The organism is Streptomyces sp. NPDC002870, from assembly GCF_042888505.1.
In the GTDB taxonomy this organism is placed as follows: domain Bacteria; phylum Actinomycetota; class Actinomycetes; order Streptomycetales; family Streptomycetaceae; genus Streptomyces.
Genome location: NZ_JBIAPW010000011.1, coordinates 116,308 through 138,686, shown reverse-complemented (window position 1 = coordinate 138,686; position 22,379 = coordinate 116,308). Strand labels below are relative to the sequence as shown.

Genomic DNA, 22,379 nt, shown 5'->3' with positions numbered 1-22,379 from the left:
ACAAAGGAGTATCGGAACTCATGGACGCTGTGACCCAGGTCCCCGCCCCGGTCAACGAGCCGGTGCACAGCTACGCTCCCGGCAGCCCCGAGCGCGCCCGCCTGGAGGCCAAGCTCAAGGAGCTGTCCGAGAACCCGATCGAGCTGCCGATGACGATCGGCGGCGTGAAGCGGATGGGCGGCGGCGAGCGCTTCGACGTCGTACAGCCGCACAACCACAAGGCCGTCATCGGCACCTTCGGCGGTGCCACGCAGCAGGACGCGCAGGACGCGATCGATGCCGCGCTGGCCGCCGCGCCCGCGTGGCGCGCGATGTCCTTCGACGACCGCGCCGCGATCATCCTGCGCGCGGCCGAGCTGCTGGCGGGACCGTGGCGCGAGACGCTCGCCGCCTCGACCATGCTGGGCCAGTCGAAGACCGTGCAGCAGGCCGAGATCGACACCCCCTGCGAGCTCGTCGACTTCTGGCGTTTCAACGTCAAGTACGCGCGTGACCTGCTCGCCGAGCAGCCGCCGGCCAACTCGCCGGGCGTGTGGAACCGTCTGGACCACCGCCCGCTCGAGGGGTTCGTCTACGCGATCACGCCGTTCAACTTCACCGCGATCGCCGGCAACCTGCCCACCGCCCCGGCTCTGATGGGCAATGTGGTGGTCTGGAAGCCGTCCCCGACCCAGACCCACGCTGCCGTTCTGCTGATGCAGCTGCTGGAGGAGGCGGGCCTGCCCAAGGGCGTCATCAACCTGGTGACGGGCGACGGCATCGCCGTCTCCGAGGTGGCCCTGAACCACCCCGAGCTGGCAGGCATCCACTTCACCGGCTCGACCAAGACCTTCCAGCACCTGTGGAAGACGGTCGGCAACAACATCGAGAAGTACCGTTCCTACCCGCGCATCGTCGGCGAGACGGGCGGCAAGGACTTCGTCGTCGCCCACCCGAGCGCCGACCGTGCCGTGCTGAAGACCGCGCTGACCCGCGGCTCCTTCGAGTTCCAGGGCCAGAAGTGCTCTGCGTCCTCGCGTGCCTACGTCCCCGCCTCGATCTGGAACTCCGGCTTCAAGGAGGAGTTCGCGGCGGAGGTCGACGCCATCAAGATGGGTGACGTCACAGACCTGACGAACTTCGTCGGCGCCGTGATCGACGAGCGTGCCTTCGCCAAGAACAAGGCTGCGATCGACCGTGCGAAGGAAGACTCGAACTGCACCATCGTCGCGGGCGGAACGTACGACGACTCCGTCGGCTACTTCGTCCGCCCGACGGTCGTCGAGTGCTCGGACCCGGCCAACGAGGTCTTCACGACCGAGTACTTCGGCCCGTTCCTCGCGGTGCACGTGTACGAGGACGACGAGTACGACGCGATGCTGGAGCAGATGGAGTCGGTGTCCGCGTACGCCCTGACCGGCGCGGTCATTGCGAACGACCGTGCTGCGGCGGCGTACACGATGGAGAAGCTGCGGTACGCCGCGGGCAACTTCTACATCAACGACAAGTCGACCGGCGCCGTCGTCGGCCAGCAGCCCTTCGGCGGCGGCCGCGCGTCCGGCACGAACGACAAGGCGGGCGCTCCGCAGAACCTGATGCGCTGGACGCTGACCCGCGCGATCAAGGAGACGTTGGTCGCGCCGACGGACTACTCGTACCCGCACATGGGCTGACGTCCGGCTCCCCGAACCCCGCCCCCGTCCCGGCCCCCACGCCGGACGGGGGCGGTTCACGTTCGGCGGGTTTACGCTGCTTCAAGGGGGCGCCGGAAGGAGGGTGTGATGCCTGGTTCCACAACGCTGGGCGGCGGCCACGGGGTCGACTCGATCGAGCACACCGATGCGGTGCGACTGGCTTCCGTGCTACGGGAGATGAGCCGGCTGCTGGCGGTGGACGGGCCGAACCGGCTCACGGATGCGCAGGTCAGCGCCTTGTGCGGCGGACAGGTGCATCACCGGCAGGAGTTCAGCGAGTGGGTCGCCCGGGTGGCGCGGGAGCTGAGCCAGAAGGTCTCGGCGTAGCCGGGTCCGCCTCGGCCAGGCGCTTGATCGCCGAGAGCCGGTTGTCCCACTCCGAGGCGACGCGGTCCATCCACCGGGCGGTGACACCGAGCCGCGCGGGCAGGACGGTGTACCGCGCCTCGCGGCCCTCCCGGTGGCCGGCCACCAGACCGGCCCGGGTCAGGACCGCGAGGTGCTTGACGATCGCCTGCCTGCTGACGGGCAGCTCCGTCGCCAGGACTGTCGCCGTCGCCTCGCCGTGCGCGGCGATGGCGTCGAGTATCCGGCGGCGGGTCGGGTCCGCCAGCGCGGACAGGACCTCGCTGACGGCGTCCTGGTCCGTGTCCCGGTCGGTACTCCGGTCCGCATTCCCGGCCGTACTTGGGTCCCTGTTCCCGGCCGTACTCGGGTCCGTGTTCCCGGCCGTACTCGGGTCCGTACCCCGGCCCGAGTCCGCGCCCGGGTCGGGGATCCGGCTGTCCGTGTCCCGGCCTGCGTCCGCCGTCATGCCGCGAGCCGCTCCGCGTACTGCTTGATGTTCCGGGCCTGTTCGGTCCAGCCGCTCGAGTGGCTCTCGTACCCGGCCGTGTCGACCCTGTCCGCGGGGATGTCGAGGCCGGCGAAGCCGGTCTCCACCACGCGCAGATGCGTGCCGTCGCCGTCCGGGGTGAGAGTGAACTCCACCAGGGTGGAGTTGCCCTCGACCGCCTGCTCACCGGGGAAGGCGCTCGCCCAGCGGTACGAGAAGTGGTGCGGCGGGTCCACCTTCACGATCGTCGTCGGGAACTGTCCGTACTTCCCGTGGTCGAAGTACATCGTGCCGCCCGGGCGAAGGTCGACCGGGGTCGGCTCGCCCTGTCCGAACCACGATCCGACGTGCTCCGGCTCCGTGAGCACCGCCCAGACGCGCTCGACGGGCGCGGCGATGGTGATCTCTCGTTCGATCCGGTCCTCGCTCATGATCTCCAGCTTCCTGCTCGACTATGACGTGCTACCCAATGGTTGCACGTCATGTCCGGGAAGTGCAACCAATCGGTTGCGTAATTATTTCCGCGCCGACTGACGGGACGTCGGTGCCACAGTGGGGCGTATGACCGAGCCGCTGCGCGCCGCCCACACCTACCAGCTCTCCTCGCTCGAACTGGCCGAGATCCGCGCCCTGATGGACGAGGCCTTCGATGGCGACTTCGGTGACGAGGACTGGGATCACTCGCTCGGCGGCATCCACGCGTTGGTGCGCGACGGCCAGGGGATCGCCGCGCACGGCAGCGTGATCATGCGCCGGGTGCTGCACGGGGGCCGCTCGCATCGCATCGGTTACATCGAGGCGCTGGCCGTACGCGGCGACCGCCGGAGGCAAGGGCTCGGCAGCCTGGTGATGGCCGAGCTGGAGCAGGTCGTCGACGGCGCGTACGAGTTCGGCGCGCTGTCCGCGTCCGACGACGGCGCCCTGTTGTACCGGGCGCGCGGCTGGCAGCTGTGGCAGGGCCGGGTCGAGGCGCTCGGCCCGGACGGGGTGGTGCACCTCCCGGACGAGGAGGACTCCGTATTTCTGCGCCCCGCCGTGGGCCGTCCACTGCCGCAGCCCCCCGCCGCGCTGCTCTTCGACTGGCGAGGTGGGGACGTGCTGTAGCCGCAGTGCCTCGGTCGGCGTACTCGTCGGCCGTGCCTGATCCGGGAGCCGCGCGCCCTCGCCGTCTCAGATAGTAGGAAGTCCGAGTAATTGTGGAGACAGGAGCGCGTACCTGTCCTAGCTTTGTAGAAGCCGAACGTCTCGCTCGATCCAGCGAATGGCGGTCGTGAGCCAGTGCCCCAAGCAGGCAACCCCTGCGGCCCGGCTCCCCGCCCCTTCCGGCGCCTCGAAATCATCTCCGTGATCTCAAGGAGTCGATCACCATGCCCGAGACGACCGTCCGCCGCGTCCGTCACGCCGCCCGTTCGAGTGAGACCGAGCGAAAGAACGCCGCCGCCGCCCTGCAGCGAGCCCTCGACCGCAGGGACAACGGCGGCTCCACCGGCCACTGAGCCGGTTTACCGACCCGAGCGCTTCACCTCGAAGTAGTCGATGCGCTTGCCGCTCTCGGCAAGCGCGGAGACCTTCAGCTTCGGCGCTGCACCGGCCTCCGCCTCCACCGCGAGGAAGGAGAAGCCGGTGTATCGCACGCGCGACCACTGCACGGTGTCCGGGTCGGGCAGCCGCAGCTTGGTCCAGTGGAAGGTCACGATGGTGTCGTGGTCATGGACGTTGCCCTCGTAGCTGTCCTGGACCCCGAGCCCGAAGTCGTACAGGTCTTTTCCGGCGCCGCCCGCCGTGACGTACACGATGCCGTCCCGCGTCGGGTCGGTGGACGCCCCGATCGGCACCGGCCTGCCCACCTCGCCGCCCTTGATCGCGTCCGTCCGCTCGTACACATGGTTGTGGCCGTTGATCACCAGGTCGACCTGGTGCTTGGTGAACAGCGGCAGCCAGGCGTCGCGCACCCCGCCGTCCGAGGCGTGGGTCGCCGTCGAGTACATGCAGTGGTGGAAGAAGACCACCACGAAGTCGATCCCGGGCTGCGCCCGCAGCTCGCCGAGGCGCTTGTCGAGCCAGGCGGTCTGCTTGCCGTCCGTGTAGCCCTTGTTGGCGGGAATCTCGTACGAGACGTCATTGGCGTCCAGCGCCACGACGCCGACGTTCCCGTAGACGAACGAGTAGACGCCCGGCGCGTTCTTGGCGTCCGGCCCGTTCCCGGGCAGCGACCAGCGGGCCGACTGGCCGCCGTAGCCGTTCGGCGAGTACCACGCCTCCATGTCGTGGTTGCCGGTGGTCACCATCCACGGCACCCGCGAGGCCACGCTCTCCGTCTGCGCCAGGAACTGGTCCCACACCCGCGCGTCGTAGGTGTCCGACTCCTTGCCGAGCCCGCTGCTGTCCGCGTAGCAGATGTCGCCCGCGTGCAGATGGAACGACGGGTTCTGACCGAGGATCAACTGGTCGTTGCCGAGGGCGTGATAGCTCACGCCCTGGTCGCCGAAGGCGGTGAAGACGAACTTCTCGGGCGTCGCCGGAGCCGTTCGGAACGAGCCGATCGTGGCGATGCGCTCGGGCGACGCCGGGTCGAAGCCGTCGTGGCCGACCCCGTAGTAGTACGTCGTCCCCGGCTTCAGCCCGTCCAGGCCCACGTGCAGGTAGAACTGGTCGACGGCCGGCAGCTTCCTGGAGAGGGAGGGCGTGTGCAGATCGCGCACCTCGGCCTCGATCTTCCGGCTCAGCTCCCAGGGCTTGAGGCCGACGCGCAGATACGGCTGCTTCACCGCGAACGGCACCTGCCAGGAGATCCGCATCTGGGTCTTCGGGTCCGCGCCGAAGGCGAGATGCCGGCCGAACGGCGCGACCAGCGAGCCGTCCACTGCGGCCGTCGCCGCAGCAGTGGCCAGTTCGGGGGAGGCCGCCGTCGCGGTCGACGCGCGGCCGAGCAGCAGCCCGCCGCCGCCCGCCACACCCGCCGCGATCCCGCCGACCAGCGCGCCACGGCGGGACAGCTTCGGGCGTGCGTGCTTGGCGCGCAGATACTCGTGCTGCTCCGGCATGCTCATGCGGCGGGCGAGCTGCTCGGGAATCCCGACGTGGGGGGTGTCCTCAGTCATGGCGCTGAACTTGCCAGTAACTTACAACTCCCCGCCGGACTCGGGATGAACGAAATTCAAACCGGCGTTGATCGATCTGTGGAGGTCCAGATGGTGGACGTCAAGTGTCATGGGTTGGGACGCGGAGTAAGGTGCCGGTATGTCTCGCAGCATCAATCTCGCAGTGATCCCCGGTGACGGCATCGGCCAGGAGGTCGTGGCTCAGGGCCTGAAGGTCCTCGCGGCCGTCCTCCCGCAGGATGTGAAGCTGGAGACCAAGGAGTACGACCTCGGCGCCCAGCGCTGGCACCGCACCGGAGAGACCCTCCCCGAGACGGAGCTCGGCTCCCTCAAGAACCACGACGCCATCCTGCTCGGCGCGATCGGCGACCCGTCCGTGCCGTCCGGCGTGCTGGAGCGGGGGCTGCTGCTCAAACTGCGGTTCGCCTTCGACCACTACGTCAACCTGCGTCCGTCGAAGCTCTTTCCGAACACCGCCACCCCGCTGGCCGGCCGCCCCGACATCGACTTCGTCGTCGTCCGCGAGGGCACCGAGGGACCGTACACCGGCAACGGCGGTTCCCTGCGCACCGGTACGCCCGCCGAGGTGGCCACCGAGGTCAGCCTGAACACGGCGTACGGCGTGGAACGCGTCGTCCGTGACGCGTACGAGCGGGCCAACTCCCGCCCCCGCAAGAAGCTGACGCTGGTCCACAAGAACAACGTCCTCGTCTACGCCGGCCACATGTGGAAGAACATCTTCGACACGGTCGGCAAGGAGTACCCCGAGGTCACGACCGACTATCTGCACGTCGACGCCGCGACGATCTTCTTCGTCACCCAGCCGGAACGCTTCGACGTCATTGTCACCGACAACCTTTTCGGTGACATTCTCACCGACCTCGCCGCTGCCGTGACCGGCGGCATCGGCCTGGCCGCGTCCGGCAACATCAACCCGACGGGCGCCTTCCCGTCGATGTTCGAACCCGTCCACGGCTCGGCGCCCGACATCGCGGGCACCGGCAAGGCGGACCCGACGGCGACCATCCTCTCCGTCGCCCTCCTGCTGCGGCACCTCGGCTTCGAGGCCGAGGCGGCACGTATCGAGGAGGCCGTCTCCGCCGACCTCGCGGAGCGCGACGGCGCCACCTTCCGCACGACGGACGAGATCGGCGACGCGCTCGCTGTACGAGTAGCGAGCTGACCCTTCGGTTCCAGTACCACCACAGCCGCCGGGTCGCATCTGCACCCGGCGGCTTCTCTTGTGCGGCCTCCGGGTGTCACCATCAACCCTGGACCGCATTCACCCCGATTCCTGGCACAGTCCCACCCGAGCGATAATCGGACGTGGGCCGTGGCATGCGGGAAAGCTCGGACGTCCTAGCAGCAGTAGCGGCGTGAGCGCGGTCCGTCACAAACAACCGGTGAAGGACACTGCACTCATGACGACGCCCACGATCGAGCTCAAGCCCTCCTCACACCCGCTGTCCGACGCGGAGCGCGAGGCGATCCTGGCCAACCCCGGCTTCGGCCGCCACTTCACCGATCACATGGTGATGATCAAGTGGACGGAGGGGGTTGGCTGGCACGACGCTCAGCTCGTCCCGTACGCGCCGCTGTCGATCGACCCGGCCAACATGACGCTGCACTACGCGCAGGAGATCTTCGAAGGGCTCAAGGCCTACCGCCGCCCCGACGGATCGGTCGCCAGCTTCCGGCCGGAGGCCAACGCCGAGCGCTTCCAGCGGTCGGCGCGCCGACTGGCCATGCCGGAGCTGCCGGTCGAGACGTTCATCGAGGCGTGTGACGCCCTCGTCCAGCAGGACAAGGCGTGGGTTCCGGCGCACGGTGGCGAGTCCTCGCTGTATCTGCGCCCCTTCATGATCGCGACCGAGGTCGGTCTCGGTGTGAAGCCGGCGAACGAGTACCTCTTTCTCGTCATCGCCTCGCCGGCCGGGGCGTACTTCCCCGGCGGCGTGAAGCCGGTCTCGATCTGGCTCTCCGAGAACTACGTCCGCGCGGTCCCCGGCGGCATCGGCTACGCCAAGACCGGCGGCAACTACGCGGCGTCGCTGCTCGCCCAGGCCGAGGCGGCGGCGAAGGGCTGCGACCAGGTCGCGTATCTCGACGCGCTGGAGCACAAGTGGGTCGAGGAGCTGGGCGGCATGAACCTGTACTTCGTGTACGGGGACAAGCTCGTCACCCCGGAGCTGACCGGCTCGCTGCTCGCGGGCATCACCCGTGACTCGCTGCTGAAGCTTGCCAAGGACCTGGGATACGAGTCCGAGGAGGGCCGGATCTCCATCGACGACTGGAAGCGCGACACCGAGAACGGCACGCTCACCGAGGTCTTCGCGTGCGGCACGGCGGCGGTCATCACCCCGGTCGGCTCGGTCAAGTCGGCGGGCGCGGACTGGACGCAGGCCGACGGGCAGCCGGGCAAGGTCACGTTGGAGCTGCGCAAGGCGCTGCTGGACATCCAGACGGGCGTCGCGGAGGACGTCCACGGCTGGATGCACCAACTGGGCTGACGCACCGCCGGTGTTCAAGGGCCCGCACCCCGCCTGTCGGGGTGCGGGCCTGTTGTTGCCGCGGAGGGATCAGGAAACAGCCACCTCCGGCTCCGGCTGCGGGGCACGCGCGCCGCGTGCACCCAGCGCCGCGTACGCCGCCCCTCCCACCACGCCCGACAGCACAAAGCTGCAGTCCACCCCGCCCGTCAGCGCCAGCAGCGGACCCTCGTACAGCGGGGTGGAGACCGCGCAAAGACCGAGCGTCGCGCCGAACGCCCAGCTGACTGTGGCGCGCGGGTTCCAGCCCGCGCGGAACCAGTAAATGCCGCCGTGGGCACGGCGGTTGTAGACCTGCAGGGCCTCCGCGTCGTACGCGCCGCCGCACCGGGCGTGGGCGATCATCGTGATCACCGCCCAGGGCGTGCCGATCGCCGTGAGCAGCAGGACGAACGACGTCATCGCGGACCGCGCGTCCCAGGCGAAATGGCCGAGGAAGACGAACACCGTCGCGACGACCGCGACCACGAGGGTGGCCCGCGTCCGGGTGGCGCGCGGCAGGATCGCGTCCAGGTCGAGGCCCATCGAGTAGAGCATCAGGCCCGCGTTGCCGACCGAGCCCGCCGTGGCGGCGAGCAGCAGCGGCACCACGTACCAGGCGGGCGACGCGGCCACCAGCGGGCCCGCGTAGTCGAGCGCGGCACGGGCCGCGAGCGCCGTGTACGTGCCGAAGAGCTGCGGGATCAGCAGTCCCGCGACCAGGCCCAGACAGGTCGCCCGCAGGACCCGCCGCGGGCTGTGCCGCAGCGGCGAGATGTAGCGCGTGTAGTCGCCGAGCAGCGTGATGAACGCGATCGGGCCGCTCAGCCCCGCGGCCACCGCGGACAGCACCCAGGTCGGCCAGAAGGACCCCAGCAGATAAGGGGCGTCGGGCGGCGCGGTCGTGGTGAGGTCGGGGGCGTACGCGACCAGGCCGAGCAGCAGGAGCGCGGTCATGCCGATCGCGAGGACCTTGCTCAGCCTGAGCAGCAGCCGGTAGCCGTGGACCGCGCCGACGACCGTGCACGCGGCCAGCAGCGCGTAGACCAGAGCGTGCGCGAGCCCGCCCGTCGGCAGTCCGGCGAGCCGCGCCAGCGTCCCGACCATCACGTCCCCGCCGATCCACAGGGTCAGTGCGGTGTAGCCGAGCGAGAGCAGCAGCCCGACCACGGACCCGACGAGCCGGCCGCGTACGCCGAAGGCCGCGCCGCTGGACGTCGACAGATTGGTGGCGGTGCGCAGCGACACCAGGGCGAGCGGCGCGGTGACCGCGACACCCACGATCGTGCCCGCGACGATCGAGGTGACGGCCGGCCACAGGCCGAGCCCGAAGGAGACCGGCAGCCAGCCGAAGACGATGACGCCCAGGCAGAGGTTCGATCCCAGCAGGATCGAGATGAGATCGCGCGGAGTGCTGGTGCGCTCCGCCTCCGGGATCGTGTCGACTCCGCGCTGTTCTATCGGCATGAGGACGCCCCTGACGCTCGACTGTTCTCGAGACTGTTCTCGACTATTTGAGTGGCGCTCAATGTGACTGAAGCAATGCTCACCCGTCAATGCTTCCGTGAAAAGAGAGTCAGGGTTAGAGTGTCGTTCAAACAGGAGGTGTGGTGACGTGCGACTGACCCCGACCGAGCGCGACCGGCTGCTGCTCTTCGGCGCCGCCGAACTGGCGCGGGCGCGCCGGGCCCGTGGCCTGCGGCTCAATGTCCCCGAGGCCACCGCGCTCATCGCGGACACGGTCTGCGAGGCGGCCCGCGACGGCAGGCGGCTCGCGGAGGCGATCGAGGCGGCGCGGAGTGTGCTGGGCCCGGACGACGTCCTGCCCGGTGTCGCGGATGTGGTCACGGAGGTGCATGTGGAGGCTGTCTTCGACGACGGATCACGACTCGCGGTCGTCTCGGAGCCCATCGGCGGCGGCCCGGGCGGCGCCCCCGGGAGCGGAGCAGGCGCGCGGCTTGGTGACGGCGCACGGCTCGGTGACCGCGCGCCCGGCGCCGTCATCCCCGCGCCGCCGCACCCCGAGCCCGCCCCCACGCTGCGGCTGACCGTGCGCAACACCGCCTCCGTGCCTATCAGCGTCACGTCCCACTTCCACTTCTTCGAGGCCAACCCACGGCTCGACTTCGACCGGGCAGCCGCCTACGGCATGCGGCTGTGCGTCCCGGCCGGCTCCTCGACGCGCTTCGGCCCGGGCGGCGAGGCCGAGGTCGGCCTCGTCCCCATCGGCGGCGACCGGATCGCGATCGGCTTCGCCGGTCTGGTCGACGGCCCGCTGGACGCGCCGGGCGCGAAGGACGAGGCCCTGCGACGGGCGGCGGCCTGCGGCTACCTGGGAGCGGAGGGCCACTGATGGACCCGTACGAGTACGCGAGCGTGCACGGACCGCGGGCCGGGGACCGGGTCGTCCTCGGCGACTCCGGCCTGGTCGTGCGCGTCGAGTCGGACGCGCAGAAGCCCGGGGACGAGTTCCTCGCCGGATTCGGCAAGACCGCGCGCGACGGGCTGCACCTCAAGGCCGCGGCCGTACGCGAGACCTGCGACGTCGTGATCAGCAATGTGCTGGTCATCGACCCCGTTCAGGGCATCCGCAAGGTCTCCGTCGGCATCCGCGAGGGCCGCATCACGGCGATCGGGCGGGCCGGCAACCCGGACACTCTCGACGGCGTCGACGTCGTCGTCGGCACCGGCACGTCGATCGTGTCCGGCGAGGGCCTGATCGCCACCGCCGGAGCCGTCGACACCCATGTCCATCTGCTCTCGCCGCGGATCATGGAGGCCTCGCTGGCCTCCGGAGTCACCACCGTCATCGGCCAGGAGTTCGGCCCTGTGTGGGGCGTCGGCGTCAACTCGCCGTGGGCGCTGCGCCACGCCTTCAACGCCTTCGACGCCTGGCCGGTCAACATCGGCTTTCTGGCGCGTGGTTCGTCGTCCGACGACGCGCCGCTGGTCGAGGCGCTCGCCGAGGGCGGCGCGTCCGGCTTCAAGGTCCACGAGGACATGGGCGCGCATACGCGTGCGCTGGACACGGCCCTGCGGACCGCCGAGGAGTATGACGTCCAAGTCGCCCTGCACAGCGACGGGCTGAACGAGTGCCTGTCGGTCGAGGACACCCTCTCCGTGCTCGACGGCCGCACGATCCACGCCTTCCACATCGAGGGCTGCGGCGGCGGGCACGTCCCGAACGTGCTCAAGATGGCGGGTGTCCCGAACGTCATCGGCTCGTCCACCAACCCGACCCTCCCCTTCGGCCGGGACGCGGTCGCCGAGCACTACGGGATGATCGTCTCCGTACACGACCTCAAGACCGACCTGCCGGGTGACGCCGCGATGGCCCGCGACCGGATCAGGGCCGGGACGATGGGGGCGGAGGATGTGCTGCACGACCTCGGCGCGATCGGGATCACCTCGTCGGACGCGCAGGGGATGGGGCGCGCGGGCGAGACCGTACGCCGCACCTTCGCGATGGCCGGGAAGATGAAGGCCGAACTGGGCCCTATGGAGGGCGACGGCGCGCAGGACGACAACGCGCGCGTGCTGCGGTACATGGCGAAGCTGACGATCAACCCCGCGATCGCGCACGGGCTCGCGCACGAGATCGGCTCGATCGAAGTGGGCAAGCTGGCCGACATCGTGCTGTGGAAGCCGCAGTACTTCGGGGCGAAGCCGCAGCTCGTACTGAAGTCCGGCTTCCCGGCGTACGGAGTGACGGGCGACCCGAACGCCGCCACCGACACCTGCGAACCGCTGGTCCTGGGGCCGCAGTTCGGGTCGTACGGAGCAACGCCGGCGGACATCTCGGTCGCCTTCGTGGCCAAGGCCGCGACCGAGCTGGGCTCCGACCTGATGCCGACGCGCCGCCGCCGGGTCGCCGTGCGCGGCACGCGTGGCATCGGCCCGGCGGATCTGCGCCTCAACTCGCGGATCGGCGATGTGGGGGTGGACGGCCGCACCGGTCTGGTCACCCTCGACGGCGATGCGCTGCGCTCCGAGCCCGCCGACTCGATCTCCCTCAACCGCCTCTACTTCCTCTAGTCCTCCCGTCCTCCAGTCCTCCCGTCCTCCAGGAGTCCGACCCATGAGTTTCCGTATGCCGCCCGAGTGGGCACCGCACGAGCGCACCTGGATGGCCTGGCCCGGCCCCAACATCACCTTCTCCGGCGACGACCTCGCCGAGTCCCGCCGGGCGTGGGCCTCGGTCGCCCATGCGGTACGCCGCTTCGAGCCGGTGACCATGGTCGTCGGCCCTGGTCAGGCGGAGGGCGCCCGGGGGCTCCTCGGCCCGGACATCGGCCTGGTCGAGCGCGAGCTGGACGACGCGTGGATGCGCGACATCGGCCCCACGTTCGTCACCGACGGCAGCCGACTGGCCGCCGTGGACTGGGTGTTCAACGGCTGGGGCGCCCAGGACTGGGCCACCTGGGACCACGACGCGAAGATCGCCCGCCAGGTCGCGGACCTCGCCGGCGTGCCCGTCCACAGCTCGCCCCTGGTCAACGAGGGCGGCGGCATCCACGTCGACGGCGAGGGCACGGTGCTGCTCACCGAGACGGTGCAGCTCGGTCCCGAGCGCAACCCCGGCTGGACGAAGGCCGAGGTCGAGACGGAGATCCACGCCAAGCTCGGCACCACGAAGGCGATCTGGCTGCGGCGCGGCCTGACGGCCGACTACCCGCCCCACGGCTTCGGCACCCTGGGCCACGTCGACATCGTGGCGGCCTTCGCCGGCCCGGGCGTGATAGTCGCCCACACCCAGCCCGACGCTGCCCACCCCGACCATGCGCTCTGCAAGGAGAACGTGGCGCTGCTGGGGCTCCAGAAGGACGCCCGCGGCCGCCGCATCGAGGTCGTCGAGGTCCCGGCGCCGACTCGGGTGCGCGACGGGGACGGGGAGTGGGCCGACTACTCGTACATCAACCACTACGTCTGCAACGGCGGGGTGGTGCTGTGCGCCTTCGACGACCCGCGTGACGAGATCGCGGCCGGTATCTTCCGCCGTCTCTACCCCGGCCGCACGGTCACGCTGGTCGACGCCCGGACGATCTTCGCAGGGGGAGGGGGCATCCACTGCATCACGCAGCAGCAGCCGAGGGTCTGAGATCTACGGTCGGCCCGTATGGCCGAGTGCGGCTGGCGCGATCAGGTAGAACGTACGAGTGAACGTACTGCTCCGATATCCGGAGGCTGCCGTATGACCCCCGCCGCGCGCCGACGCAACACCGCGCCGCCCCGAGGGGAGCTGCTCGCCGCGGCCATGGCCACCATCGCCGAGCGCGGGCTCGACGGGCTGACCATGGCGGGGCTCGGGCGGGAGGTCGGGATGAGCAGTGGGCATCTCCTCTACTACTTCCGCACCAAGGATGAGCTGCTGCTCCAGACCCTCGAATGGAGCGAAGGCCGCCTGGGCGCGGAGCGCAGTGCGCTGCTGTCCCAGCAGGCGCCCGTCGCCGAGCGGCTCGGCGCGTACGTCGATCTGTACGTCCCCGACGGGCCCCGCGACCCGCACTGGACCCTCTGGCTGGAGGTCTGGAACCGCTCCCAGAACGCCGACGCCGACGCCCGTGCGCGTCAGGCCGCGATCGAGGGTGCGTGGCACCGCGACCTGGTCGCGCTGATCGCGGAGGGGATCTCCCGCGGCGAGTTCCGCACCGTGGACCCCGACCGCTTCGCCGCGAGGCTGCGGGCGCTGCTGGACGGGTTCAGCGTCCATGTCGCGGTGGGGATACCGGGTACGGGGCGGCCGCAAGTCCTGGCGCATGTACGTGAGTTCCTGGCCGACACGCTGCTCCCCTGACCGGGCCTCGGCCCCGGCCCCGGGCCCCGGGCCCCGGGTCCTCAATCGCCGGACGGGCTGAGGAGCCGGGGCTCCGCCCCGGACCCCGGTCCTCAATCGCCGGACGGGCTTAGAGTGTGGGCCTGCCTCGCCGGATGGGCTTGAGGTGCGGGCCTGCCTCGCCGGACGGGCTTGAGGTGCGAGCCTGCCTCGCCGGGCGGGCTTGGAGTGCGGGCCCCGGGTGTGGGGCGACCGCATGGTGAGACCCGTGCCCGCCCGTCGCAGGCGTATGGCACACTGCGACCGTGCTTTCGTTCGCCATGATTATCGGCAGCAGGCGCGCCGGTCCGCAGTGATCGCCTCGTACCACCGCATACGACGCGACCACCGTGCCCCAGACCCGCGCGCAGACCTCTCGCACCCGCGAGAGGTTTTTTCGTTTTACGGCCTCACCCCGGCCAAGAACGAGCCGCGCGAAGATGGGGGCAAGTGGAGCCAGCATTTCCGGAGCCACGAATCCGACAGGAGTCAATTCAGCCATGACCACGGAGACCGACGACAGCTTTCATGTCTTCGACACGACGCTCCGCGACGGGGCCCAGCGCGAGGGCATCAACCTCACCGTCGCGGACAAGCTGACCATCGCCCGGCACCTGGACGACTTCGGCGTGGGGTTCATCGAGGGCGGCTGGCCCGGTGCCAATCCGCGGGACACGGAGTTCTTCTACCGTGCCCAGCAGGAGATCACCTTCAAGCACGCCCAGCTCGTGGCCTTCGGCGCCACCCGCCGCGCGGGCGCAAGGGCCGCCGAGGACCCGCAGGTCAGAGCCCTGCTCGAATCGGGCGCCCCGGTGATCACGCTGGTCGCCAAATCGCACGACCGGCATGTCGAGCTGGCCCTGAGAACCACGCTCGAAGAGAACCTGGAGATGGTCCGCGACACCGTCTCCTACCTGCGCGAACAGGGCCGCCGCGTCTTCGTGGACTGCGAGCACTTCTTCGACGGCTACCGCGCCAATCCGGAGTACGCCAAGTCCGTCGTGCGCACGGCGGCCGACGCCGGCGCAGACGTCGTCGTGCTGTGCGACACCAACGGCGGGATGCTGCCCGCCCAGATCCAGGCCGTCGTCGCCACCGTCCTCGCCGACACCGGCGCGCGCCTGGGCATCCACGCTCAGGACGACACCGGCTGCGCCGTCGCCAACACCCTGGCCGCGGTCGACGCGGGCGCCACCCACGTCCAGTGCACCGCCAACGGCTACGGCGAGCGGGTCGGCAACGCCAACCTCTTCCCGGTCGTGGCCGCCCTGGAGCTCAAGTACGCCAAGAAGGTGCTCCCCGAGGGCGCGCTGGCCGACATGACCCGGATCTCGCATGCGATCGCCGAGGTCGTCAACCTGGCGCCCTCCACCCACCAGCCCTATGTGGGTGTATCCGCCTTCGCCCACAAGGCCGGACTGCACGCCTCGGCCATCAAGATCGACCCCGATCTGTACCAGCACATCGACCCCGAGAAGGTCGGCAACACCATGCGGATGCTCGTCTCCGACATGGCCGGCCGCGCCTCCATCGAGCTCAAGGGCAAGGAGCTCGGCATCGACCTCGGCGGCGACCGCGAGCTCGTCGGCCGCGTCGTCGAGCGGGTCAAGGAGCGCGAGCTCAAGGGCTACACGTACGAGGCCGCCGACGCCTCCTTCGAGCTGCTGCTGCGTACGGAGGCCGAGGGCCGGCCCCGCCGTTACTTCCGTACGGAGTCCTGGCGGGCGATCGTCGAGGACCGCCCCGACGGCACCCACGCCAACGAAGCCACCGTGAAACTGTGGGCCAAGGGCGAGCGCATCGTCGCCACCGCCGAGGGCAACGGCCCCGTCAACGCGCTCGACCGGGCGATGCGGGTCGGCCTGGAGAAGATCTACCCGCAGCTCGCCAAGCTGGAGCTGATCGACTACAAGGTCCGCATCCTCGAAGGCCGCCACGGCACGGAGTCCACCACCCGCGTGCTGATCACGACGGGCGACGGAGGCGGCGAATGGGCCACCGTCGGCGTCGCCGACAATGTCATCGCCGCCTCCTGGCAGGCCCTGGAGGACGCTTACACCTACGGCCTGGTGCGCGCCGGCGTCGAACCGGCCGAGTAGCCGCCCGCGCGGATCAGGCCTGGAGCCGCCACTTCTGGTTGGCGGCTCCGGTGCAGGACCAGATCTGCGCACGCGTGCCGTTCGCCGATGAGTTGTCCGAGGCGTCCAGGCACTTGTCGGCCGGGACGTTCACCAGATCGCCGGTGGACGATTCGTGGCGCCACTGCTGCGCGCCCGAGCCGTTGCACCCGTACAGCTGCACTTTCGCGCCGTTCGCCGTCGAGCCGGCGGTCACGTCCAGGCACTTGCCGAGTGCCTGGACGGTGCCGTCCGCGCGGACGGTCCAGCGCTGGGCGGCGGTGCCGTTGCAGTCCCACAGCTGGACGGCGGTGCCGTCGGCGCTGGAGCCGCCCGCCACATCGAGGCACTTTCCGGCCAGGCCGGTGAGGCTGCCCGTCGCGTCCGAGCCGCCGGCCTGGGTGCCGGACCAGGTGAAGGTCGCGGACGTCTTGCCGGGCAGGGAGTAAGTGGCGTGCTGGCCGCCCCAGTTGACCGTGATGCTCTGCGCCGAGGACGCGTCGTTGTACGCGATCAGCGCCTTCGATCCGTCGGGGTTGCGCCAGGCCACGTTCGGCACGGCCGAGCTCGCCGTGGACGCGATCCGGTGGGCGCCCGGCTTCACGAACTTCGTGAGGTGGCCCATCGTGTAGTACTCGATCATGTAGTCGACCTGGCCGTGCCGGCCGTCGCCGTTGTGCACGGTGATCAGGCCGTCGCAGACCCCGCAGCCGCCGTTGTGCGGGCCGCGGTTCTGGTCGACCGCCAGAGACCACTTGGTCACCGACTTCGCCCAGTTACGGGTGTAGTCGATGATGTTCATCATGTCCTCGCGCTGCTGATGGGCGATCCAGGTGCCGCCCGAGTGCTCGGTCTGGAAGGCGTCCAGCTGCGGGTACTGGTTGTGGACCTCCGTCTGCTTGGAGACGTCGCCGCCGTAGCCGTGCCAGGCGATGCCGCCGAAGTTGGGGTGGCTGCGCACAGCCGCGTCGTTCACCGTCTGGGCGGCGTACGCGTCGTAGGTGTCCCAATTCCAGTCGTGCGCCATGACCTTGGTCGCCAGGCCCGCTCCCTGGAGCTTCGGCAGCAGCTCGCTCTTGGTGAAGTAGGCGAGGCCCGAGGCGTTCCAGCTCATCGAGGGGTAACTGTCGCAGCAGGTCGGCTCGTTCTGTGCGGTGACATAGTCGACCGGGACGCCCTGGTCGCGGTAGGCCTGCAGATACTTCACGAAGTAGTTCGCGTACGCGCCGTAGAACTCTGATTTCAGCCAGCCGCCGTTGAGCTGCCCGCTGTCCTTCATCCAGGCGGGCGCGGTCCACGGCGATGCCATCGTGGTGAGGGACGGGTTGAGCTGCTTGGCCTGCCTGGTCAGCGGCAGCACATCGGCGAGATCGTGCGCGATGGAGAACTTCGACAGCGACGGGTCACTCTGCCCGGCCGGGACGTCGTCGTACGTATAGCCGAAGCGGGCCAGGTCGGAGCCGCCCATCGGGTTGCGTACGAAGGACAGCCCGATCCCCTCGGTGGGGGAGAAGAGCTTCTTCATCGTCTCGTCGCGGGTCGCATGGGACAGTGCGCCGCTGCCCTTCATCAGCCAGGCCGCGGTGTCGGTGAAGGACGCCCCGCCGCCCGTGAACGTCTGGAAGCGGGTGTTCTCGTCGACCGTGACATTGGCGCCGCTGCCGCCGGTGCCCGGCTGGAAGTTGACGGGTGTCTGCTGCTGGAGGCCGCGGGTGACATTGCGGCCGCGGTCGTCGTTCGTCGTCGTCAGCCAGACGTTCACCTGCTCTCCCGCGGCGTGGGCGGAGCCGGTCGTCAGACCGGTCAACCCGGCCGCGGCCAGGGCCGATGCGAGCAGAACTCTGATCGTTCTCGTACGTCGTGCCATGGGCTGGGCCCTCTCCGGCAGAGGTGTGGGGGACGAGGCGTGAGTGAACTGCCGTTGGATACGGCCGTCAAGGGTTTGCGCATTCAGAGCCTGAAGGCATAACCCCCTTCAGCCGCAGGAAACTTGGGATTCGAGCGATCTCGGTGTGAAGTCTTGACGACGCGATGGAACGCCGATTGACTCGCGCGCACCACCGGTACCGGTTCCGGCACCGGTTCCGGAACTCGACCCGAAGGGCTCCGATGCGTGTCACGATCGCCGATGTCGCACGTGAGGCGGGTGTCAGCAAGACAACCGTGTCCCGCGTCCTGAACACCAAGGGCGAAGTGGACGTCACGACGGCCGCCCGCGTTCATGAAGTGATCGCAAACCTCGGCTATGTGCCCAGCAGCGGCGCCGTCGGTCTGGCCCGCGGCAGCAGCCGTACGGTCGGCATGCTCACGCCCCCGCTCAACTGGCCATGGATGGGCGAAGTCCTCCAGGGAGTCGTCGACACCGTCGAGGCCGCCGGATACGGGCTGCTGCTCTTCACCTGCAACCGCGGAGCCGAGTCCGTGGAGCACTTCACCAGCCAGGTCTCGGCCCGCGCCTTCGACGGACTGCTCCTGGTCGAACCCGAGAACACCCTCGACGCGATCACCGCCATGCACCGCAAGGGCCTCCCGGTCGTGCTGATCGACGACCGCGGCCACCACCCGGAGTTCCCGTCCGTCGCGACCACCAACCGCGAAGGCGGAGCGTCCGCCGCCCGCCATCTGATCGCCGCGGGCCGTACCCGCCCGCTCATCGTCACCGGCCGCCGCCACTTCGGCTGCGTACGCGACCGGCTGAAGGGCTTCCTCGACGTGCTGCCGACCGGGCTGATCGCCGAGGGGGACTTCACAGAGGCCTCCGGCCGGCTCGCGGTCGAGCGGACCCTCGCCGCCGGCACGCCTTTCGACTCGGTCTTCGCGCACAACGACCTCAGCGCCGCGGGTGCCCTGCGGGCACTGCGCGCGGCGGGCCGGAGCGTGCCGGACGACGTCGCCGTGGTCGGTTTCGACGACATACCCATGGCCCAGCACACCGAGCCGCCGCTGACCACCGTCCGCCAGCCGATGCGGGAGATGGGCGAGACGGCGGCGCGGATGCTCCTCGCACACCTGGGCGGCACGCAGGCCCCCGACGAGCCCGTCGTCCTGCCCACCGAACTGGTAGTCCGGCGCTCCGCACCCGCGTCGTGACCTCCTCCGCAGTACCCGTCCGTACCGAAGGAGCCGCAATGCCACGCACCCGTCCGAGAACGAGGACAGGAACGGCGGTGCTCGCCGCGACCGCCGTACTCACCGGCCTGCTCGCCGGGGCCGCCTCCGGCGCCGCCGCCGACGACCCCGCACCCGTCCTCGTGGACCGCTTCGAGGGTGAGATCCCCTTCGCGAACCCCCCGGCCGAGGGAATCTTCACCTGGGGCAGCGACGCCGACGACCAGCCGAAACTGGAGCTCAAGGAGCGCGCCGACGCCCCCGAGGGCGGCAAGGTCCTCGAAGGCGCCTACGACATCAGTGGCTGGGGCGGACTCACCCACGACTTCGCCTTCGACAAGCCCGCCCACGACTGGACCGCCCACAAGGGCATCCGCTTCTGGTGGTACGGCCAGAACACCGCACCCCTCCCGCCCGGTTCGGGCAAGCGCATCAACTTCGAGCTCAAGGACGGCGGCGCGAACGGCGAAGCCTCCGAGCTGTGGACCACGTCCTTCACCGACGACTGGGAGGGCTGGCACCTCGTCGAGATCCCCTTCGCCGACTTCCAGTACCGCGCGGACTACCAGCCGGTCGGCGGCATCGACCAGGTCCTCGGCCTGAACGAGATGTGGGGCTACGCCCTCACCCTGCCGACCGGCGCACCCGGCAAGTTCGCCATGGACGGCGTCGAGTTGTACGGAAAGGCCGACCCGGCACTGAAGGCGAAGGTCGTCACCGACGCCGCCGTGTACCCGGTCGACGAGGGCGGCACCGCGCAGGTGAAGATCTCCGTCGCCACCACCGGCTCGGGCCCGGTCGACGAGCCCGTGACCGTCGCGTACACGACCGAGGGCGGCACCGCAGAGGCGGGCAAGGACTACGAGCCCGTCTCCGGCACGGTCACCTTCCCGGCCGGTACGGCCTCCGGCACCGCCAAGACCGTCGCCGTCGCCACCAAGAAGGACCGCACGGCCGAGTCCGCCGAGACGATCCCGCTGAGGCTCACCGTCACCGGCGCGAAGTCCCCGGCCGAGACCCCGCAGGTCGTCGTGGACGCCCACGGCCTGCCGTACCTCGACGCCAGGCTCCCGGTGAAGAAGCGCGTCGCCGACCTCGTCTCCCGGATGTCCCTCGCGGAGAAGGCCGGTCAGATGACCCAGGCCGAGCGCAACGCGCTCAAGTCCCAGGGTGACATCGCGAGTTACGACCTCGGCTCGCTGCTCTCCGGCGGCGGCTCTGTGCCCACCCCCAACGCCCCCGAGGCCTGGGCGAAGATGGTCGACGCGTACCAACTGCGCGCCCAGGCAACCCGGTTCCAGATCCCACTGATCTACGGCGTGGACGCGGTGCACGGCCACAACAACGTCATCGGGTCGACGATCATGCCGCACAACATCGGCGTCGGAGCCACCCGTGACCCCGCCGTCGCCCAGAAGACCGGCGCGGTGACCGCCAAGGAAGTACGCGCCACCGGCATCCCGTGGGACTTCGCCCCCTGCCTCTGCGTCACCCGCGACGAGCGCTGGGGCCGCTCCTACGAGGCGTTCGGCGAGGACCCGGCCCTGGTCACCGCCATGGAGACGGTGATCCGCGGCATGCAGGGCTCCCCGTCCGGCAAGGACCTCCACCGCAACGACAAGGTGCTGACCAGCGCCAAGCACTTCGTCGGCGACGGCGGCACGGAGTTCGGCTCGTCCTCCACCGGCTCGTACACGATCGACCAGGGCATCACCAAGGTCACCCGGCAGGAGCTGGAGGCAGTACACCTCGCGCCCTTCGCCGAAGCCGTCAAGCGCGGCGCCGGCACGGTCATGCCCTCGTACTCCTCGCTGGACATCCTCGGCGACGCCGAGGGCCCGGTGAAGATGCACGCCAACGCGGCCATGATCAACGGTGTGCTGAAGGACCGCATGGGCTTCAAGGGCTTCGTGATCAGCGACTGGCAGGCCATCGACCAGATCCCCGGCGACTACCCGAGCGACGTCCGTACGTCGGTCAACGCCGGCCTCGACATGATCATGGTCCCGACGGCCTACCCGGACTTCCACAGGACGCTGCAGGACGAGGTGAAGGCGGGCCGCATCAGCGAGGCCCGGATCGACGACGCGGTCTCCCGGATCCTGACCCAGAAGTTCGCCCTGGGCCTCTTCGAGAAGCCGTACGCCGACACCGCCAACCTGTCGAAGATCGGCTCGGCCGAACACCGCGCGGTCGCCCGCGAGGCCGCCGCCAAGTCCCAGGTCCTGCTGAAGAACGACAGCGCGGTCCTGCCGCTCAAGCCGTCCCAGAAGGTGTACGTCGCCGGGTCCAACGCCGACGACCTGGGCAACCAGGCCGGCGGCTGGACCATCAGCTGGCAGGGTTCATCCGGAAAGATCACCACCGGCACGACCATCTTTGAGGGCATGAAGAAGGCCGCCCCGGACGCGGCCCTCACCTACTCCAAGGACGCGTCCGCGCCCACCGACGGGCATGACGTCGGCGTGGTCGTGGTCGGCGAGACCCCGTACGCCGAGGGCTTCGGCGACGTCGGCAACGGCAACGACCTGGAGCTGACCGTGGCCGACAAGGCAGCCGTCGACAAGGTCTGCGCCGCGATGAAGTGCGCGGTGCTCATCGTCTCTGGCCGCCCGCAGCTCATCGGCGACCGCCTCGGCGACATCGACGCGCTCGTCGCCTCGTGGCTGCCGGGCACGGAGGGCGACGGTGTGGCCGACGTCCTCTACGGCAAGCGCGCGTTCACCGGGCAGCTTCCGGTGACGTGGCCGAAGTCGCAGGCCCAGCTGCCGGTCAACGTCGGCGACAAGGCGTATGACCCGCAGTACCCGTACGGCTGGGGCCTGACCACGCTGACCAAGCCGCCGTCGGGCGGTGAGCTCACCCTCAAGGCGATCGCCCTGGCGGCGAAGCTCCTCGAGTCGGCGGGCCGGGCGGACTCCCCGGAGGCCAGGGCGCTGGTGTCGCAGGCGCGGCTGATGGTCCAGGCGAAGATGGGCCAGCACGTGACGGAGGCGTCGGCGAAGCCGTTCGCGGAGGCGGATCAGCTGCTGCTGAGGGGGGAGCTTACGGGGGCGGTGGCCAGCCTGACGGTGGCGTACAGGCTGGCCTAGCCCCCGCCCCGCCCTTCCCGTAACCGGGGCTCCGCCCCGGACCCCTGTACGCCCTCCGGGCGTGTCCTCAATCGCCGGACGGGCTCCAGTGGAGCCCCTCCGGCGATTGAGGA

General features: G+C 69.9%; 18 protein-coding genes. 13 read left to right on the top strand and 5 right to left on the bottom strand.

The window, feature by feature from the left end:
• Positions 1–20 precede the first annotated feature (20 nt).
• Both pruA and ACFYWY_RS16505 read left to right on the top strand, forming a co-directional pair.
• On the top strand, positions 21–1,652 hold the full coding sequence (pruA, locus tag ACFYWY_RS16510) for an L-glutamate gamma-semialdehyde dehydrogenase (RefSeq protein ID WP_389186091.1): 1,632 nt from the start codon (positions 21–23) through the stop codon (positions 1,650–1,652).
• Positions 1,653–1,760: 108 nt separating this feature from the next.
• Complete coding sequence (locus tag ACFYWY_RS16505) at positions 1,761–2,000, top strand: hypothetical protein (RefSeq protein WP_389186088.1); 240 nt, start codon at positions 1,761–1,763, stop codon at positions 1,998–2,000.
• Here the strand turns inward: ACFYWY_RS16505 and ACFYWY_RS16500 are convergent.
• Together ACFYWY_RS16500 and ACFYWY_RS16495 are read right to left on the bottom strand one after the other, a co-directional pair.
• Positions 1,945–2,295, bottom strand: coding sequence for an ArsR/SmtB family transcription factor (locus ACFYWY_RS16500; protein ID WP_389186363.1), 351 nt, complete (start codon positions 2,293–2,295; stop codon positions 1,945–1,947). The genes ACFYWY_RS16505 and ACFYWY_RS16500 overlap by 56 nt on opposite strands.
• 188 nt (positions 2,296–2,483) lie before the next feature.
• Positions 2,484–2,939 (bottom strand): SRPBCC family protein, encoded by a 456-nt coding sequence (locus ACFYWY_RS16495; RefSeq protein ID WP_389186085.1) that lies wholly within the window; start codon positions 2,937–2,939, stop codon positions 2,484–2,486.
• 130 nt (positions 2,940–3,069) lie between these two features.
• On the opposite strand from ACFYWY_RS16495, the gene ACFYWY_RS16490 reads away from it, so the two are divergent.
• Together ACFYWY_RS16490 and ACFYWY_RS16485 are read left to right on the top strand one after the other, a co-directional pair.
• On the top strand, positions 3,070–3,612 hold the full coding sequence (locus ACFYWY_RS16490) for a GNAT family N-acetyltransferase (protein ID WP_389186082.1): 543 nt from the start codon (positions 3,070–3,072) through the stop codon (positions 3,610–3,612).
• Between the two features lie 263 nt (positions 3,613–3,875).
• Complete coding sequence (locus tag ACFYWY_RS16485) at positions 3,876–4,004, top strand: hypothetical protein (protein WP_389186079.1); 129 nt, start codon at positions 3,876–3,878, stop codon at positions 4,002–4,004.
• Between the two features lie 6 nt (positions 4,005–4,010).
• On the opposite strand, the gene ACFYWY_RS16480 is transcribed toward ACFYWY_RS16485, so the two are convergent.
• A complete protein-coding gene (locus tag ACFYWY_RS16480; protein WP_389186076.1) occupies positions 4,011–5,609 on the bottom strand; it encodes a purple acid phosphatase family protein in 1,599 nt (532 codons plus the stop codon).
• Positions 5,610–5,748: 139 nt separating this feature from the next.
• Here ACFYWY_RS16480 and ACFYWY_RS16475 point away from each other — a divergent pair, with 139 nt between their 5' ends.
• Together ACFYWY_RS16475 and ACFYWY_RS16470 are read left to right on the top strand one after the other, a co-directional pair.
• Positions 5,749–6,792 carry a 3-isopropylmalate dehydrogenase gene (locus ACFYWY_RS16475; protein ID WP_389186073.1) on the top strand — a complete coding sequence of 348 codons (1,044 nt, stop codon included), beginning with the start codon at positions 5,749–5,751 and terminating at the stop codon, positions 6,790–6,792.
• A gap of 238 nt (positions 6,793–7,030) precedes the next feature.
• On the top strand, positions 7,031–8,119 hold the full coding sequence (locus ACFYWY_RS16470) for a branched-chain amino acid aminotransferase (RefSeq protein ID WP_389186070.1): 1,089 nt from the start codon (positions 7,031–7,033) through the stop codon (positions 8,117–8,119).
• Positions 8,120–8,188: 69 nt separating this feature from the next.
• Here ACFYWY_RS16470 and ACFYWY_RS16465 read toward each other — a convergent pair whose 3' ends face one another.
• On the bottom strand, positions 8,189–9,604 hold the full coding sequence (locus ACFYWY_RS16465) for a cytosine permease (RefSeq protein ID WP_389186067.1): 1,416 nt from the start codon (positions 9,602–9,604) through the stop codon (positions 8,189–8,191).
• A 148-nt stretch (positions 9,605–9,752) separates the two neighbouring features.
• Here ACFYWY_RS16465 and ureA point away from each other — a divergent pair, with 148 nt between their 5' ends.
• The 5 genes from ureA to cimA all read left to right on the top strand — a co-directional run bounded on the left by ureA (position 9,753) and on the right by cimA (position 16,048).
• Positions 9,753–10,490: an urease subunit gamma gene (gene ureA / locus ACFYWY_RS16460; protein ID WP_389186064.1), complete on the top strand. Its 738-nt coding sequence runs from the start codon at positions 9,753–9,755 to the stop codon at positions 10,488–10,490.
• Entirely contained in the window at positions 10,490–12,172 is a 1,683-nt protein-coding gene (locus ACFYWY_RS16455; RefSeq protein ID WP_389186061.1) for an urease subunit alpha, read from the top strand. The genes ureA and ACFYWY_RS16455 overlap by 1 nt, the downstream gene beginning before the upstream one ends.
• Before the next feature lie 43 nt (positions 12,173–12,215).
• Positions 12,216–13,235, top strand: coding sequence for an agmatine/peptidylarginine deiminase (locus ACFYWY_RS16450; protein ID WP_389186058.1), 1,020 nt, complete (start codon positions 12,216–12,218; stop codon positions 13,233–13,235).
• A gap of 93 nt (positions 13,236–13,328) precedes the next feature.
• Positions 13,329–13,931 carry a TetR/AcrR family transcriptional regulator gene (locus ACFYWY_RS16445; RefSeq protein WP_389186056.1) on the top strand — a complete coding sequence of 201 codons (603 nt, stop codon included), beginning with the start codon at positions 13,329–13,331 and terminating at the stop codon, positions 13,929–13,931.
• Positions 13,932–14,449: 518 nt separating this feature from the next.
• Positions 14,450–16,048, top strand: a complete 1,599-nt coding sequence (gene cimA / locus ACFYWY_RS16440; RefSeq protein ID WP_389186053.1) for a citramalate synthase — start codon at positions 14,450–14,452, stop codon at positions 16,046–16,048.
• 13 nt (positions 16,049–16,061) lie between these two features.
• Here the strand turns inward: cimA and ACFYWY_RS16435 are convergent, their stop codons facing one another.
• Positions 16,062–17,933 (bottom strand): ricin-type beta-trefoil lectin domain protein, encoded by a 1,872-nt coding sequence (locus ACFYWY_RS16435; RefSeq protein WP_389186050.1) that lies wholly within the window; start codon positions 17,931–17,933, stop codon positions 16,062–16,064.
• 242 nt (positions 17,934–18,175) lie between these two features.
• Here ACFYWY_RS16435 and ACFYWY_RS16430 point away from each other — a divergent pair, with 242 nt between their 5' ends.
• Together ACFYWY_RS16430 and ACFYWY_RS16425 are read left to right on the top strand one after the other, a co-directional pair.
• On the top strand, positions 18,176–19,156 hold the full coding sequence (locus ACFYWY_RS16430; RefSeq protein ID WP_389186047.1) for a LacI family DNA-binding transcriptional regulator: 981 nt from the start codon (positions 18,176–18,178) through the stop codon (positions 19,154–19,156).
• 38 nt (positions 19,157–19,194) lie between these two features.
• Positions 19,195–22,266, top strand: a complete 3,072-nt coding sequence (locus tag ACFYWY_RS16425) for a glycoside hydrolase family 3 N-terminal domain-containing protein (RefSeq protein ID WP_389186045.1) — start codon at positions 19,195–19,197, stop codon at positions 22,264–22,266.
• Positions 22,267–22,379 lie beyond the last annotated feature (113 nt).